The organism is Polaromonas sp. P1_F4 (assembly GCF_056405675.1).
Window position 1 is genome coordinate 250,421 of sequence record NZ_JBFUBP010000003.1, and the last position, 14,297, is coordinate 264,717.

Here is a 14,297-nt window from a genome sequence, read left to right on the forward strand (position 1 = left end):
AACACCTGCATGCAAACTATTCCCGAAGCCGCCACCCCACAGCCGCTGGCCGGCCTGCGCGTGGTGGAGTTCACCCACATGGTCATGGGCCCCACCTGCGGCATGGTGCTGGCGGACATGGGCGCCGAAGTCATCAAGGTCGAACCCATTGACGGCGACCGTACCCGCCGCCTGCTGGGTGCCGGCTCGGGCTTCTTTCCGCTCTTCAACCGCAACAAGAAAAGCATCGGCATTGACCTGCACGACCCGGTGGGCGCCGAAGTGGCGCGCAAGCTCTGCGCCAGCGCTGACGTGGTGGCCGAAAACTTCAAGCCCGGCACCATGGCCAAGTACGGCCTGGACTACACCGCGCTCAGCGCCGTCAACCCGCGCATCATCTACATCAGCCACAAAGGCTTTTTGCCCGGGCCCTATGACCACCGCACAGCGCTTGACGAAGTAGTGCAGATGATGGGGGGCCTGGCCTACATGACGGGCCGGCCCGGTGACCCGCTGCGCGCCGGCACCAGCGTGAACGACATCATGGGCGGGCTCTTCGGCGCCATTGGTGCGCTGGGTGCGCTGATCCAGCGCGGTATTAGCGGCAAGGGCATGGAAGTGCAGTCGGCACTGTATGAAAACAATGTCTTCCTGATGGGCCAGCACATGCTGCAGTACGCCATGACCGGTAAACACCCGGCCCCCATGCCCGCGCGCGACAACCCCTGGGCGGTGTACGACGTGTTCACCGTAAAAGACGGAGAACAGATATTCCTGGCGGCCGTCAGCGACGCGCAGTGGCAAACGTTTTGCACCGTGCTGGGTTTTCCCGACCTGAAGGCCGACCCCGCGCTGGCCACCAACAACCAGCGTGTGGCGGTGCGCCCCGCCCTGATCAAGGACCTGGCAGCGCGGCTGGCCCCGCACGCTGCGGCAGAGCTTTCAGCCGTGATGGAAAAAGCCGGCCTGCCGTTTGCGCCTATCCGCAGACCCGAAGACCTGTTCGATGACGAACACCTGCTGGCCACCGGCGGCCTGGCCGATGTGCGCCTGCCCGATGGCCCCAAGGCCGGCCAGATGGTAAAAACCACGCTGTTCCCCATCACCATGCAAGGGGAGCGGCTGGGGGTTCGCCTGCACCCGCCCACGCTGGGCGAGCACACCCGCGAACTGCTGGCAGGCCTGGGTTACAGCGGTGGTGAAGTGGATGACCTGCACCGGCAAGCTGCAGTCAGTTGAGGCAGTAAGTTGAACCTGTCGGCCGATTTGCGCGACTCACGACAACGAAGGAGACAAAATGACCCCCAAGATGAAGATGATCCGCAGTACCAACACCTCAGCCTTGAACAACCAACGCGCGACCCGGCGCCAGGCCCTCTGGGGACTGGGCGCCCTTTTTGCCGGCGGCGCTTTCCTGGCCATGCCGCGCAGCTTGCTGGCCCAGACCACCGACAAGGTGGTGCGCTTCATCCTGCCGGTGGGCGCCGGCTCAGGTGTGGACACCATCGTGCGAGCGGCCAGTGTTGCGCTGGGCAAGGCGCTGGGCTACCCGGTGGTGATTGAAAACCAGCCAGGCGCTGGCGGCATTGTCGGCACGTCCGCGCTTGTGAAGGCTGCCCCCGACGGCATGACGCTGAGCGTGGTGTCCAACAACCACGTGATCTACCCCAGCGTGTACAAGTCGCTGCCATTCGACCCGCTGGCGGACATCACGCCCATCACCGTCATTGGCACCACGCCGATGGTGCTGGTGGTGAACCCCGCCAAACTGCCGGCCACCAATGTGAAAGAGCTCGTCGCGCTGCTCAAGGCCAAGCCCGATGCCTACAACTATGCGTCGTCGGGCAACGGCACCATCCTGCACCTGGCCGCGCAAATGTTTCTGGACGAAGCGCAGGTCAAGGCCAAACACATTCCCTACAAGGGCGTGGGGCCCATGGTCGCCGACATGATCGGCGGGCAGGTGGACATGGGCGTGCTGGCGCTCCCCGCCGTTCAGGCGCACCTGAAAAGCGGCGCCTTGCGCGCCATCGGTGTGGGCGGCAGCGCCCGCTCGCCCGCGGCGCCCGAAATCCCGACCATTGCAGAACAGGGCCTGCCCAACTACAACATGGAAGGCTGGTTCGCGATGATTGGCCCTGCGAAGCTGCCGGCGGCCGATGTCAAACGCATCCAGGCCGCGGTGGTTGCCGCCTATGCCACGCCCGAGGTGAAGGAAGCCATGCTCAAGCAGGGCAACACCATCAACCCCGGCAGCCCGGAAGCCGCGGCGCAGTACTTTCGCAGCGAACTGGTGAAGTACGCGCAGCTGGTGAAAAAGGCGGGCGTCGAACTGCAGTAAGGCACACGCGCAGGCGGCCGCCCTGCTGTTCATCACCACGGGACGGCCCTGGATTTGCTATGGTTTTAATAGCTGCTTGCGCCCGCCAATAAAGCGCCAGGCGGCAATTTGGCAATCAACCCGCCCTGGCAAGCCTACAGCTTGGCAATGGACACCTCGGTCGACTTGACCAGTGCCACCACTTCGCTGCCGACGGCCAGCTCAAGTTGGTCCACCGAGCGCGTGGTGATCACCGAGGTGACGATGCCCCAGGGCGTTTCGACGTCGAGTTCAGACACCACGTCGCCGCGGATGATTTCCTTGATTTTTCCGCGGAACTGGTTGCGGACGTTGATGGCTTGGATGGACATACAGGTTCTCCTGGAACTTGGGTAAAAAACGTTGAACTGAAAATCGATGAATTCAATGGCCTGAATTCAGCACCGGCGGGCGGCTCAGCTCAGACGCTACATCGCACCCGCGAAAAATGCACCGGCTCGAAGCCCGTGGTGGCCGGCATCCGGAAGCTTTCCGCCAGCAGGGTCAGCACCGCATCATCCAGGCGCACGGTGATCTCGGGCCCCACTTCATAGCGCTTGTCGGCCGACTGCGGCACCTGCGAATCGGTGGCGTATACGCCCGGCAGGATGTGGCGGGCCGCCAGCGCCTGCAGCACCGGGCGCAGGGCGTAGTCCAGCGCCAGCATGTGGTGCGGGCTGCCGCCGGTGGCCAGCGGCAGCACGGTTTTTTCCTTCAGCGCCGTTTGCGGCAGCAAATCCAGCAGCACCTTGAGCAGGCCGCTGTAAGCCGCCTTGTAGACCGGCGTGGCCACCACGATCGCACGCGCGCGGGCAATCTGGTCAATCGCCTTGACGATCGCCGGATGACCCCACTCAGCCAGCAGCAAGGCCTGGGCCGGCAGCTCGCGGATGTTGAGCCGGTCGACCACCAGGCCGCCCCGCAGGGCCAGCCTGTCGCTGACGGAATCGAGCAGTGCGGCGGAGCGGGACTGCTCCGAAGGACTGCCGGCAATGAGCAATACGGATTGTTGCGAGGACATTATTTGTGGAGCTCTCTGATTTGCATTGATTACCAAGCGGCGTGTGCCAGCTCTCCCATTCCAGTGCCGGCGCGGAACCGGCTTCGCCGGGCCGCAGCGGGCGCCCCCTGGGGGGAGGCGGCCAGAGGCCGCTTCGGGGGGGTTACTGTTTTGCTTCGGGGGAGAACCTACTTCCTGGTATAGATCTGATCGAACGAGCCGCCGTCGGCAAAGTGCTCCTTGTCGGCCTTGGCCCAGCCGCCGAAGGCCTGGTCGATGGTGAACAGGTTCAGCTTGGGGAACTGCTTGGCGTACTTGGCTATGGCTTTCTGCGAAACAGCCGGGCGGTAGAAGTTCTTGCCGGCAATGTCCTGGCCTTCTTCGGAATAAAGGTACTTCAGGTATTCCTCGGCCACGGCGCGGCTGCCCTTCTTGTCGACGTTTTTGTCGACCACGGCCACGGCGGGCTCGGCCAGGATGCTCAGCGACGGCGCGACCACGTCAAACTTGGCGCCGAATTCTTTTTCGAGCAAATACGCTTCGTTTTCCCAGGCGATCAGCACGTCGCCCTGGGCGCGCTGGGCGAAGGTGATGGTGGAGCCGCGTGCGCCGGTGTCCAGCACCGAGACATTGCCGTACAGCTTGGCGACAAACTCCTTGGCCTTGGCGTCGCTGCCGTATTTGCGCTTGGCAAATTCCCAGGCGGCCAGGTAGTTCCAGCGGGCGCCGCCCGAGGTCTTGGGGTTGGGCGTGATCACGGTGATGCCGGGCTTGATCAGGTCGTCCCAGTCCTTGATGCCTTTGGGGTTGCCCTGGCGCACGGCCAGCACGATGGTCGAGGTGTAGGGCGACGAGTTGTGCGGCAGCTTTTTTTGCCAGTCGGCCGACAGCCAGCCGCCGTTTTTGACCAGCGCGTCGGTGTCGCCGGCCAGGGCCAGGGTGGCCACGTCGGCGTCCAGGCCGTCAATGATGGAGCGGGCCTGCTTGCCGGAGCCGCCGTGCGACTGCTTGATCGTGACGTCCTGGCCGGTCTTGGCTTTCCAGTATTTGCTGAAAGCCGCGTTGTATTCGACATAAAGCTCACGGGTCGGGTCGTAAGAGACATTGAGCAGCGTGACGGGCGGCTTGGGCGGCTGCTGGGCCTGGGCCGTCAGCAGTGACCCTGCCAGCGTCAAACCCAAACCGGCCGCCACGGCGGCGCGGGTGGAAACATTGATAAAGTTGCGGCGTGAAGTCATGGTTGCTCTCTTTTCCAAAAAATTGCGTGTAAATGCGAACAAAATGGATTCTGGAAGCAGACCTTAGAAACTGGAACGAATAAAAAATCAGTTCTTTATTCCACAAACATCCTTAGACACCTTAGCCCTACGAAAGAACTACCCATGGCACGCCTCGTCAAATGCATCAAACTCGGTAAAGAAGCCGAAGGCCTGGACTTTCCGCCCTACCCTGGCCCGCTGGGCAAACGCCTTTGGGAAGAAGTCAGCAAGGAAGCCTGGGCGGAGTGGATGAAGCAGCAAACCATGCTGGTCAACGAAAACCGCCTCAACCTGGCCGATGCCCGCGCCCGCCAGTACCTGGCGCGCCAGATGGAGAAACACTTCTTCGGTGACGGCGCCGATGCCGTCCAGGGCTACGTTCCCCCGACTCAATAAGGCCCCCACGCTTGTCGCTTCGCGTACTGCGCTGCCCCCCGAGGGGGCCGCTGCGCCTGCGGCCCGGCAAAGCCGGTTCCGCGGCCCCGGCTGGCCTGAAACCGGGGACCACACGCCTGTCACTAACAATGAAACTTGCATTGGTCGGCCATGGCTGAGGTGATCGAGTGGCTGGACGACGGCACGGCCGGCGGCAGCCCCTACAGCCCGCGCTTTGGCGACCGCTACCGCAGCGAACTGGGCGGGCTGGATCAGGCTAAAGAAGTCTTCCTCAAGGGCTGCGGCCTGCCTGGAGCCTGGGCCGGCCAGCCGCAATGGACTGTTCTTGAAACCGGCTTCGGCCTGGGCCTGAACTTCCTTGTGACCTGGGCCGCCTGGAAGGCCGACCCACAGCGCCCTGGCCTGCTGCATTTCGTCTCGACCGAAGCCTTTCCAGCCAGCGCCGAAGACGTATTGCGCAGCGCCCGAACCCACCCTGAACTACTTCCTTTCGCCGAACAGCTGCAGGCACAGCTATGGGGGCTGCTGCCGGGCTTTCACCGCCTGGTGTTTGAGGGCGGCCGGGTCTTGCTGACGCTGTGCATTGGCGACGCCAAGGCCATGCTGCGCGAACAATCGTTTGAGGCAGATTCGGTCTACCTGGACGGCTTCAGCCCGCAGCGCAACCCGGACATCTGGGACGTGCATACCTTCAAGGCGGTCGCCCGCTGCTGCCGGCGCGGCACGCGTATAGCCACCTGGACGATTGCGCGCAGCGTGCGCGACGCCTTGGCGCAATGCGGATTTGTGGTCAACAAGGTACCGGGCATTCCGCCCAAGCGCGACAACCTGCAGGGTGAGTTCAATCCGGCGTGGGAGCCGAAAAAAACACATCCCTCGCCCGCACGCCGGCCACCTGCCCGCTGCGTGGTGATTGGCGCTGGCCTGGCCGGCGCGGCCGTGGCGGCCAGCCTGGCGCGCCGCGGCTGGCAGGTCGTGGTGCTCGACGCGGCCGAAGAGCCCGCCGCCGGGGCGTCCGGCCTGCCCGCCGGCTTGCTGGCGCCGCATGTCTCGCCCGACGACAACCCGCTCTCGCGCCTATCGCGCCATGGCATTCGCGCCACGCTGCAGCAGGCCGAGGCCATGCTGCAGGCCGGCGACTGGGGCCGCACCGGCGTACTGGAGCATGCGGTGGAGCACCCGCGCAAACAACCCGAGGCCTGGCAAGCGGACTGGGCCGACGCCGCTGGGGACTGGACAGGGCCAGCCGACGCTGCCCAGCTCAGGCAATGCGGCCTGCCGCCGGATACGCCCGCGTTGTGGCATGCGCGGGCGGGCTGGATCCGGCCGGCCGCCCTCGTCGACGCCTGGCTGGCTGGGCCGGGTGTGCAATCGCACGGCCGATCGTTAGTGAGCCGCCTGAACCAGGCCTCGGGCCAGTGGCAGGTTCTGGATGCGCAGGGCCGGGAGTTGGCCCGCGCCGAACTCGTGGTGCTGGCGGCTGGTTATGCCAGCCTGGAACTGGCAGCCGGCGCTACAACGAACAAGGCTGGTGACCTGGCGCTGCAGGCCATCCGGGGCCAGGTGAGCTGGGGCCTGCACGAGCCCGGCGCGGCCAGCGCACTGCCGCCCTTTCCCGTGAACGGCCATGGCAGCCTGGTGCCCGCGGTGCCCCTGCCCAGCAAGGCCGGCGGCCTGGCCTGGGTCATGGGCTCCAGCTTTGAACGCGACAACACCCAGGCCGAAACGCGGCCCCAGGACGACCAGCACAATCTCTGCCGGCTGCAAACCCTGTTGCCGCAAACCGCCCGTGCACTGGCCGCACAGTTTGAGCCAGGAAAGGTTCAGTCCTGGGCGGGTGTGCGCTGCGCCACGCCCAGCCGCTTGCCCGCACTGGGTCCGCTGGAAGAAAGCCCGGGCCTGTGGGTGTGCAGCGGCATGGGGTCGCGCGGGCTGACGTTTGCCGCGCTTTGCGGGGAATTGCTGGCGGCGAAGCTGCACGCCGAACCTTTGCCGATTGAACAGCGGCTGGCGGAGGCGCTGATGCCGCAGCATGCGGCGCCCGCACCGATCGTCAATACCTGAGATTCTTAAGCAAAACAGGGCTGAAACCAAGGGGGAACGGGCGCAAGCAGCTATCAAATAGATAGCATTCAAGGCGTAATGAGCGCCTTCACTCCACGCTGCGCAGCAGGCGTTTGAGCTTTCCGGGGTGCAGCGGTTTGCGCAGGCTGCCGCGCGCGCCGCCGAACCATCCGCGCACGGTGTCCAGCGGGGAGAGACGGTTGCCGGTCAAAATCAGGTAGGCGATGGCAGGGCGCGATGCCTCCACCCGCTTGACCATTTCCCAGGACTCAATGTCAGGGAGCTCCATGTCGAGAATCACCAGCTTGTAAAGATGCGTGTCAATCAGCTTGAGCGCTTCGGTGCCGGTGGTCGCCTCGTCTATCTTCACGAAACCGGCCATGGCCAGCCTGGCACGCAGGTAAAGACGCGCGTCGCGGTCAGCATCCACCACCAACACCTGAGGGCGCTCCGGCAGGGGCTCCGGGGCTTCCAGCGGCGCCGGCGCGGTAGGCGCCTGCGAATCAAAGTCGAGATCGAGGTCCAGCAGCGCGGTGGATTCGGACAGCAGGTCGAGATCCAGGCCCTTCTCACCATGTGCTTTGCCCGGCTGCAGGGCCTGCGCGGCCTGCCGCCGTTCAGCGGCCAGCAATTCGTCCATGCCGTCAATCACGGCGGTCCACTGCAGCGGGCGCGGGATCACCAGACGCGCCCTGGCCGGCGGGTTGTCGCCGATCCAGATCAGGGTGAAGTCGTCATTCGCGGGGTTGGCCAGCTCCAGCGCAGCTTCCCAGCTGTCGCCGTCAATCAACGCCATCAAGGCCTCTTCGGGCGCGTCGGGCGTCCAGGGGGTGTAGGCGATGGATCGTGTTTCGGAAATGCGAAACACTGCGTTCAGGGCATGACGCTCAACGTCATCAAACCCGAACACTCTTACAAAAACCCGCTTGACAGCCTCACCACCCGTATTCGTCATTGCGCCCGATTATGGGGGGATCACCGGGGAGGCTTCAAGGAATTCAGCGCCTGCGTTGTCAAAACGTCACTTCATGGCCGCGGCAGGCCGGCGGGCCTTGACATACGCATCGCTTGGCAAATAGGCCTTGCCGTCGGCATAGCGCCATTGCACCATGGTGCCCTTGTGGCCGCGCAGATCCAGCCTGCCCACGTAGGCGCCCATGGTGGACTGGTGGTCAATGGCGCGGAATTCGGCGGGGCCGAAAGGCGTGGAAAACTTCAGTCCGCGCAGCGCCACCACCAGCTTTTCGTTGTCGGTGGAATTGGCCCTGCGGATGGCGGCAAAAATCGCCTGCATGGTGGCGTAGCCCACCGCCGAGCCGACTTTGGGGTATTCGTTGAAGCGGCGATAGTAGTTGGCGGCGAAGCTGGCATGCTCGCGGGAGTCGATCTGGTCCCACGGGTAACCGGTGACGATCCAGCCTTTCGGCGTATCGTCTTTCAGCGCCTCCAGATACTCGGGTTCCCCCGAAAGCATCGACACCACCGGTATGCGGGGAAAAATGCCACGCTGGTTGCCCTCGCGAACCAGCCTGGTCAGGTCGGCCCCGAAAGTCGCGTTGAAAATCGCCTCGGGTTTTGCCTGCATGGCCGCCTGCAGCGTTGGGCCGGCTTCTATCTTGCCCAGCGCCGGCCACTGGTAACTCACAAACTCGACGTCAGGGCGCCTGGCTTTCAGCAACTCCTTGAACACGGTGACTGCGCTCTGGCCGTATTCGTAATTGGGGGCAATCGTGGCCCAGCGTTTGGCCGGCAGCTTGGCGGCCTCTTCGACCAGCATGGCTGCCTGCATATACGTACTGGGGCGCAGACGGAAGGTGTAGCGGTTGCCCTGTTCCCAGACAATGGCGTCGGCCAGCGATTCGCTGGCGATGAACACCCGCCGGCTGGCCTGGGCATGACCGGCCAGCGCCAGACCGACACTGGAGTAAAACCCGCCCGCCAGCACATCCACCCTTTCCTTTGAGGTCAGCTCGACGGCCTGGCGCAGGGCTTCTTCGGGTTTGCCGGCGTCATCGCGCGAGATGACTTCGATCTTGCGCCCCAGCAGGCCGCCGGCCACATTGATTTCCTCGACCGCAAGCTGCCAGCCTTGCCGGTAAGGCTGGGCGAACTGGGGAATGGCGGAGTAGCTGTTGATTTCGCCGATCTTGATGGGAGGTTTCGGGCTGCCCTGGGCGAGCGTCACTGCCGTGGCGCAGGCCAGAAACACCCCGCCCATCAGGGCGGACTTCATCAAATTCACGGGTTTTCTCCAAAAATGGGCAATTCGGTTCGTGCGGCAAGCCCAAAACCGGGCAGCTCATCCGAAAGAGCAGGGACTGTACCAGCGCTTTGTGACGGGTCGGCTGGTGAATGGTCAGCCTCAATGCAAGCCTTATGCCGCTGACCCGAAAAAACCGCCCGAAACCCGCATATTTATTGGCGAATAAGCTTATCTGCATAACGGCAGAACAAATGTGTAGTTTGTTTTTATAAGCCGCGCACTTACATTTTCCCGCTATGCATGAATTTGCCTTTGTATTTGCCGGTTTTGCCGTCGGCCTGGTTGTGGGTTTGACAGGGGTGGGCGGCGGCTCGCTGATGACGCCGCTGCTGATCTTCTTTTTCGGCATCAAACCGCACCTGGCCATCGGCACCGACCTGCTGTTTGCGGCCTTTACCAAGATGGGCGGGACCGTCAGCCTGGCCCGCGCCCGTGTGGTCGACTGGAAAATCGTCGGGCAAACGGCCGCGGGCAGCATCCCGGCGGCCCTGGCTACTCTTTATATGTTGCAGCGCATGGGCCCGGCCAACCCGGGCACCCAGGCCATCATGACCACCACGCTAGGCCTGGCACTGTTGCTGACAGCCGGCGCCACGTTCTACAAGGTGCTGCGCGGCAAGGCCGCTCCCACCACCATCGCGCCGGAACTGATCGGGCAGGCCACGCGTGCGCGCCACTGGGCCCTTCCGGTGCTGTTTGGCGCGGTCATCGGCACGCTGGTCACTTTGACGTCAGTCGGCGCGGGCGCCATCGGCGTGATCGTGCTGATGCTGCTCTACCCCACCCTGCCGCTGCCGCGCATCGTGGCGGCCGACATTGCCCATGCCGTGCCGCTGACTTTGGTGGCGGGCCTCGGCCATGCCTCCATCGGTTCGGTAGACTGGCCGCTACTGATCAAGCTGCTGGCCGGCTCCTTGCCCGGCATCTGGCTGGGCTCGCACCTGGTGCACAAAACGCCTGACCGCGTGATCCGTTCGCTGTTGTCCGTGCTGCTGGCCTATGCCGGCGTGAAACTGATTTCGATCTGACCCGCTCCTTATAAAAATCCCACGACGTTTGAATCCCGACAGCCATGTACCAATACACAGAATTTGACCGAGAGTTTGTCAAGGCCCGCGCCGCCCAATACCGTGACCAGCTGACCCGCTGGCAGGCAGGCCAGTTGCCTGAAGACGAATTTCGCCCCTTGCGCCTGCAAAACGGCTGGTATGTGCAGCGTTACGCACCCATGCTGCGCGTGGCCGTGCCTTATGGCGAGCTGTCGAGCGCGCAGATGCGCGTGCTGGCCAAAATCGCCCGCGAATACGACCAGCCCAACGCCGCGCTGTTCAGTGAAGCCCAGGCCAAGCAGGACAAGCTCGGCCCCGTCAATCTGAAAAACGGCCTGTCGGTCAGCTCCAAACTGACGACCGGCTATGCCCACTTCACGACGCGCCAGAACGTGCAATACAACTGGATTCCGCTCGACAAGTCGGCCGAGGTGATGGACCTGCTGGCCAGCGTCGCCATGCACGGCATCCAGACCAGCGGCAACTGCATCCGCAACATCACCAGCGACGAGCGTGCCGGCATCGCCGTCGACGAAATCGCCGACCCGCGTCCCTTCGGCGAAATCCTGCGCCAGTGGAGCACGCTGCACCCCGAGTTCGCCTTCCTGCCGCGCAAGTTCAAGATCGCCATCAGCGGCGCCCGTGAAGACCGCGCCGCCACCGCCTGGCACGACGTCGGCCTGCACCTGATCCGCAACGCCGAAGGCGAACTGGGCTTCAAGGTGCTGGTGGGCGGCGGCATGGGCCGCACACCCGTGATCGGCACCGTGATCCGCGAGTTCCTGCCCTGGAACCAGATCATGAATTACCTGGAAGCCGTGGTGCGTGTGTACAACCGCTATGGCCGCCGCGACAACATCTACAAGGCCCGTATCAAGATTCTGGTGAAGGCCGAAGGCCAGCGCTACATCGACGATGTCGAGGCCGAATACAAGCAGATCCTGGAACACGATGGCGCGCCGCACACCATCACGCAGGAAGAACTCGACCGCGTGACAGCCTGCTTTGTGCCGCCTGCGCTCAATTGCGACCGCAAGAGCGCCGATACAAAAATTGCCAACATCCTGCGCGCCGCCGCCGAAGACGACGTGGAGTTCGGCCGCTGGCTGCAGCGCAATGTGGCCCCGCACCAGAACCCCGACCTGCGCGCCGTGACGCTGTCGTTCAAGCGCCTGGGCCAGGCGCCCGGCGACGCGACGGCCGACCAGCTCGACATCGCCGCCGATCTGGCCGACCAGTTCAGCGCCGGTGAAGTGCGCGTCACCCACGACCAGAACCTGCTGCTGCCGTGGGTGCGCTGCGACGAGCTGCCCGAGCTCTGGCGCGCCGCCCGCAAGGCGGGCTTTGCCAAGCCCAATATCCACCTGCTGACCGACATGATCGCCTGCCCCGGCGGTGATTTCTGCTCGCTGGCCAATGCGCGCTCCATCCCGATTGCCGAAGCCATCACCGAGCGCTACCAGGACATGGACGAGCTGCACGACCTGGGCGAGATCGACCTGCACATCAGCGGCTGCATCAACTCCTGCGGCCACCACCACAGCGGCCATATCGGCATCCTGGGCGTAGACAAGGACGGCCTTGAGTGGTACCAGGTGTCGTTGGGCGGCTCCGATGGTTCCACGCTGAGCGGCGCCTCGGTGCCTGGCAAGGTGGTGGGCCCTTCGTTCACCGGCGCCGAAGTGCCGGAAGTCATTGAAGCAGTGCTCGACACCTATCGCCAGCTGCGCGAAGACGGCGAAACGTTCATTGCGACTTTCCGCCGCGTCGGCATCGAACCCTACAAGGCCGCCGCCAAGAATGCGCGCTTTGCCCCCAACACCGTCGCGCACTGAACACTGGAAAGGAAATCACGATGAAATTACTGCCTTTCAGCGAACAAAGCGGCGCCGAACAACCCGGTACCCTGGTCCTTGCGAACGATGCCGATCCATTCGAGATCACACTCGACGGCATCGCGCGCATTGACCTGCACTTCCCGAAGTTCACCGATGGCCGCGCCTACAGCCAGGCCTTCCTGCTGCGCCGCCGCCGCGAGTTCAAGGGTGAAATCCGCGCCACCGGCGACGTACTGGTGGACCAGCTCGCCCAGATGGAGCGCAGCGGCTTTGACACTGCCGTGCTGCGTGCTGACCAGGACATGGCCGTTGCCCAACGTGTGTTGAGCAGCTACCCCGGCTACAAAGCAGGCAAATATCAGGGCGACGCGGTAGACGTGCGACCCCACTTCAAGGAAGCGGCTGCCGCCTGAATACCATGAGCCTCGACCTTACAAAGATCAACGCAGAACTCGGCCACAACGCGCAGGGCCTGGTGGGCTGGGCCGTGGGACTGGGCCGACCCGCCATCGTCACCACCAATTTCCGCCCCTTCGAGGCGGTGATACTGCACATGGTGACGCGCGCCAATCCCCGCGTTCCCGTGGTCTGGATGGACAACGGCTACAACACCGAGGCCACCTACCGCTTCGCCGATGAAGTGACCAGGTTGCTCAAGCTGGACCTGCATATTTACCTGCCACGCCGCTCCCGTGCACACCGCGAGGCCGTGGAAGGCGCGACCCCGGCGCTGGACGATCCACGCCATGCGACATTCACTGAGGAAGTGAAACTCGAGCCATTTGCCCGTGCCCTGCGTGAAACCGCGCCCCAGGTCTGGTTCACGGCCTTGCGCGCCACCGACACCGCGGTACGCGCCCAGATGGACCCGGTCAGCGTCAACCCCGACGGCCTGATCAAGGTCGCGCCGCTCCTGCACTGGTCGTCCAAGGACCTTTACCAGTACTGTGAAATCAACGGCCTGCCCAACAACTTCGACTATGTGGACCCCACCAAGGGCGAAGACAACCGCGAATGCGGCCTGCACCTTGCGCACTGACTGACCTATGAACGCCCGCACACCATCCCACCTGCTGCCAGCCGACCCGGCGATCTCCATCGCGCGGCTGTCCAACTCCCACCTCGACGCGCTGGAAGAAGAAACCATCTTCATCCTGCGCGAAGTAGCCGCCGCCTTTGAGCGCCCGGCCCTGCTGTTTTCGGGCGGCAAGGATTCGCTGGTGATGCTCAAGTGCGCGGAAAAGGCCTTCGGCGTGGGCCGCATCCCCTACCCGCTCCTGATGATCGACACCGGCCACAACTTCCACGAAGTGACCGACTTCCGTGACTTCCGCGCAAAAGAACTGGGCGCCGAGCTGATCGTGCGCAATGTCGAAGACTCGATGAAACGCGGCACGGTGCGCCTGGCCCACCCAGGCGAATCGCGCAATGTGCACCAGTCGGTCACGCTGCTTGAGGCGATTGACGAATTCCGCTTTGACGCCCTGATTGGCGGCGCGCGCCGCGACGAGGAAAAAGCCCGCGCCAAGGAGCGCATCTTTTCGCACCGCGACAGCTTCGGCCAGTGGCAACCCAAGGCCCAGCGCCCTGAGCTCTGGACGCTGTTCAACACCCGGCTGCAGCCCGGCGAGCACTTCCGGGTGTTCCCGATCTCCAACTGGACCGAGCTCGATGTGTGGCAATACATCGAGCGCGAAAAAATCGCGCTGCCGTCGCTCTACTACGCGCACCAGCGCAAGGTGGTCGAACGCAAGGGCCTGCTGGTACCGGTGACGGACCTCACCCCGGCACGCGACGGGGAGCAGATCGTTGAAAAGACCGTGCGTTTCCGCACCGTCGGCGACATCACCTGCACCTGCCCGGTCGACAGCCCGGCCGCCACGGCCGCCGAGATCGTGATCGAAACGCTGGCCGCCGACGTGAGCGAGCGCGGCGCAACGCGCATGGACGACAAGACCTCCGACGCTTCGATGGAAAAGCGCAAGAAAGACGGGTATTTTTAGTTCTCCCCCGGACAGGCTTCGCCTGCTCCCCCCAGGGGGTGGCGCCTGCGGACCGGCACAGCCGGACCCGCGGCCCCCACTGATAAA

General features: G+C 64.1%; 14 protein-coding genes. 9 read left to right on the plus strand and 5 right to left on the minus strand.

Features of this window, described 5'->3' with window-relative positions:
* The first annotated feature begins 9 nt into the window (after positions 1-9).
* Together AC1DYQ_RS08775 and AC1DYQ_RS08780 are read left to right on the plus strand one after the other, a co-directional pair.
* Positions 10-1,218, plus strand: coding sequence for a CaiB/BaiF CoA transferase family protein (locus AC1DYQ_RS08775; protein ID WP_477686473.1), 1,209 nt, complete (start codon positions 10-12; stop codon positions 1,216-1,218).
* Positions 1,219-1,294: 76 nt separating this feature from the next.
* On the plus strand, positions 1,295-2,320 hold the full coding sequence (locus AC1DYQ_RS08780) for a Bug family tripartite tricarboxylate transporter substrate binding protein (RefSeq protein WP_477686622.1): 1,026 nt from the start codon (positions 1,295-1,297) through the stop codon (positions 2,318-2,320).
* 134 nt (positions 2,321-2,454) lie between these two features.
* Here AC1DYQ_RS08780 and AC1DYQ_RS08785 read toward each other — a convergent pair whose 3' ends face one another.
* The 3 genes from AC1DYQ_RS08785 to AC1DYQ_RS08795 form a co-directional block, all read right to left on the minus strand.
* Positions 2,455-2,670 (minus strand): TOBE domain-containing protein, encoded by a 216-nt coding sequence (locus AC1DYQ_RS08785; RefSeq protein ID WP_457278582.1) that lies wholly within the window; start codon positions 2,668-2,670, stop codon positions 2,455-2,457.
* An 89-nt stretch (positions 2,671-2,759) separates the two neighbouring features.
* Entirely contained in the window at positions 2,760-3,359 is a 600-nt protein-coding gene (gene ssuE, locus AC1DYQ_RS08790; protein ID WP_477686474.1) for an NADPH-dependent FMN reductase, read from the minus strand.
* 167 nt (positions 3,360-3,526) lie between these two features.
* Positions 3,527-4,576: a sulfate ABC transporter substrate-binding protein gene (locus tag AC1DYQ_RS08795; RefSeq protein ID WP_477686475.1), complete on the minus strand. Its 1,050-nt coding sequence runs from the start codon at positions 4,574-4,576 to the stop codon at positions 3,527-3,529.
* A 144-nt stretch (positions 4,577-4,720) separates the two neighbouring features.
* On the opposite strand from AC1DYQ_RS08795, the gene AC1DYQ_RS08800 reads away from it, so the two are divergent.
* Together AC1DYQ_RS08800 and mnmC are read left to right on the plus strand one after the other, a co-directional pair.
* A complete protein-coding gene (locus AC1DYQ_RS08800; protein ID WP_457278585.1) occupies positions 4,721-4,993 on the plus strand; it encodes an oxidative damage protection protein in 273 nt (90 codons plus the stop codon).
* 150 nt (positions 4,994-5,143) lie between these two features.
* Positions 5,144-7,057, plus strand: a complete 1,914-nt coding sequence (mnmC, locus tag AC1DYQ_RS08805) for a bifunctional tRNA (5-methylaminomethyl-2-thiouridine)(34)-methyltransferase MnmC2/FAD-dependent 5-carboxymethylaminomethyl-2-thiouridine(34) oxidoreductase MnmC1 (RefSeq protein ID WP_477686476.1) — start codon at positions 5,144-5,146, stop codon at positions 7,055-7,057.
* 88 nt (positions 7,058-7,145) lie between these two features.
* On the opposite strand, the gene AC1DYQ_RS08810 is transcribed toward mnmC, so the two are convergent.
* Together AC1DYQ_RS08810 and AC1DYQ_RS08815 are read right to left on the minus strand one after the other, a co-directional pair.
* Positions 7,146-7,925 (minus strand): response regulator transcription factor, encoded by a 780-nt coding sequence (locus tag AC1DYQ_RS08810; RefSeq protein ID WP_477686477.1) that lies wholly within the window; start codon positions 7,923-7,925, stop codon positions 7,146-7,148.
* Positions 7,926-8,078: 153 nt separating this feature from the next.
* The gene (locus tag AC1DYQ_RS08815) at positions 8,079-9,290 is read right to left on the minus strand and encodes an ABC transporter substrate-binding protein (RefSeq protein WP_477686623.1); all 1,212 of its coding nucleotides are present in this window, start codon (positions 9,288-9,290) and stop codon (positions 8,079-8,081) included.
* 266 nt (positions 9,291-9,556) lie between these two features.
* On the opposite strand from AC1DYQ_RS08815, the gene AC1DYQ_RS08820 reads away from it, so the two are divergent.
* The 5 genes from AC1DYQ_RS08820 to cysD are packed head-to-tail and all read left to right on the plus strand — an operon-like array spanning position 9,557 to position 14,210.
* The gene (locus AC1DYQ_RS08820) at positions 9,557-10,348 is read left to right on the plus strand and encodes a sulfite exporter TauE/SafE family protein (RefSeq protein WP_477686478.1); all 792 of its coding nucleotides are present in this window, start codon (positions 9,557-9,559) and stop codon (positions 10,346-10,348) included.
* Between the two features lie 44 nt (positions 10,349-10,392).
* Positions 10,393-12,204 carry a nitrite/sulfite reductase gene (locus AC1DYQ_RS08825; RefSeq protein ID WP_477686479.1) on the plus strand — a complete coding sequence of 604 codons (1,812 nt, stop codon included), beginning with the start codon at positions 10,393-10,395 and terminating at the stop codon, positions 12,202-12,204.
* Positions 12,205-12,224: 20 nt separating this feature from the next.
* The gene (locus tag AC1DYQ_RS08830; protein WP_477686480.1) at positions 12,225-12,620 is read left to right on the plus strand and encodes a DUF934 domain-containing protein; all 396 of its coding nucleotides are present in this window, start codon (positions 12,225-12,227) and stop codon (positions 12,618-12,620) included.
* 5 nt (positions 12,621-12,625) lie between these two features.
* Positions 12,626-13,246, plus strand: a complete 621-nt coding sequence (locus tag AC1DYQ_RS08835; protein ID WP_477686481.1) for a phosphoadenosine phosphosulfate reductase domain-containing protein — start codon at positions 12,626-12,628, stop codon at positions 13,244-13,246.
* 7 nt (positions 13,247-13,253) lie between these two features.
* On the plus strand, positions 13,254-14,210 hold the full coding sequence (gene cysD, locus AC1DYQ_RS08840) for a sulfate adenylyltransferase subunit CysD (protein WP_477686482.1): 957 nt from the start codon (positions 13,254-13,256) through the stop codon (positions 14,208-14,210).
* Positions 14,211-14,297 lie beyond the last annotated feature (87 nt).

Excerpts from the sequence above, each read along its gene's own strand:
- AC1DYQ_RS08775 (WP_477686473.1), top strand. The coding sequence starts at position 10 with ATGCAAACTATTCCCGAAGCCGCCACCCCACAGCCGCTGGCCGGCCTG.
- AC1DYQ_RS08780 (WP_477686622.1), top strand. The coding sequence starts at position 1,295 with ATGATCCGCAGTACCAACACCTCAGCCTTGAACAACCAACGCGCGACC.
- AC1DYQ_RS08785 (WP_457278582.1), bottom strand. The coding sequence starts at position 2,670 with ATGTCCATCCAAGCCATCAACGTCCGCAACCAGTTCCGCGGAAAAATC.
- ssuE (WP_477686474.1), bottom strand. The coding sequence starts at position 3,359 with ATGTCCTCGCAACAATCCGTATTGCTCATTGCCGGCAGTCCTTCGGAG.
- AC1DYQ_RS08795 (WP_477686475.1), bottom strand. The coding sequence starts at position 4,576 with ATGACTTCACGCCGCAACTTTATCAATGTTTCCACCCGCGCCGCCGTG.
- AC1DYQ_RS08800 (WP_457278585.1), top strand. The coding sequence starts at position 4,721 with ATGGCACGCCTCGTCAAATGCATCAAACTCGGTAAAGAAGCCGAAGGC.
- mnmC (WP_477686476.1), top strand. The coding sequence starts at position 5,144 with ATGGCTGAGGTGATCGAGTGGCTGGACGACGGCACGGCCGGCGGCAGC.
- AC1DYQ_RS08815 (WP_477686623.1), bottom strand. The coding sequence starts at position 9,290 with ATGAAGTCCGCCCTGATGGGCGGGGTGTTTCTGGCCTGCGCCACGGCA.
- AC1DYQ_RS08820 (WP_477686478.1), top strand. The coding sequence starts at position 9,557 with ATGCATGAATTTGCCTTTGTATTTGCCGGTTTTGCCGTCGGCCTGGTT.
- AC1DYQ_RS08825 (WP_477686479.1), top strand. The coding sequence starts at position 10,393 with ATGTACCAATACACAGAATTTGACCGAGAGTTTGTCAAGGCCCGCGCC.
- AC1DYQ_RS08830 (WP_477686480.1), top strand. The coding sequence starts at position 12,225 with ATGAAATTACTGCCTTTCAGCGAACAAAGCGGCGCCGAACAACCCGGT.
- AC1DYQ_RS08835 (WP_477686481.1), top strand. The coding sequence starts at position 12,626 with ATGAGCCTCGACCTTACAAAGATCAACGCAGAACTCGGCCACAACGCG.
- cysD (WP_477686482.1), top strand. The coding sequence starts at position 13,254 with ATGAACGCCCGCACACCATCCCACCTGCTGCCAGCCGACCCGGCGATC.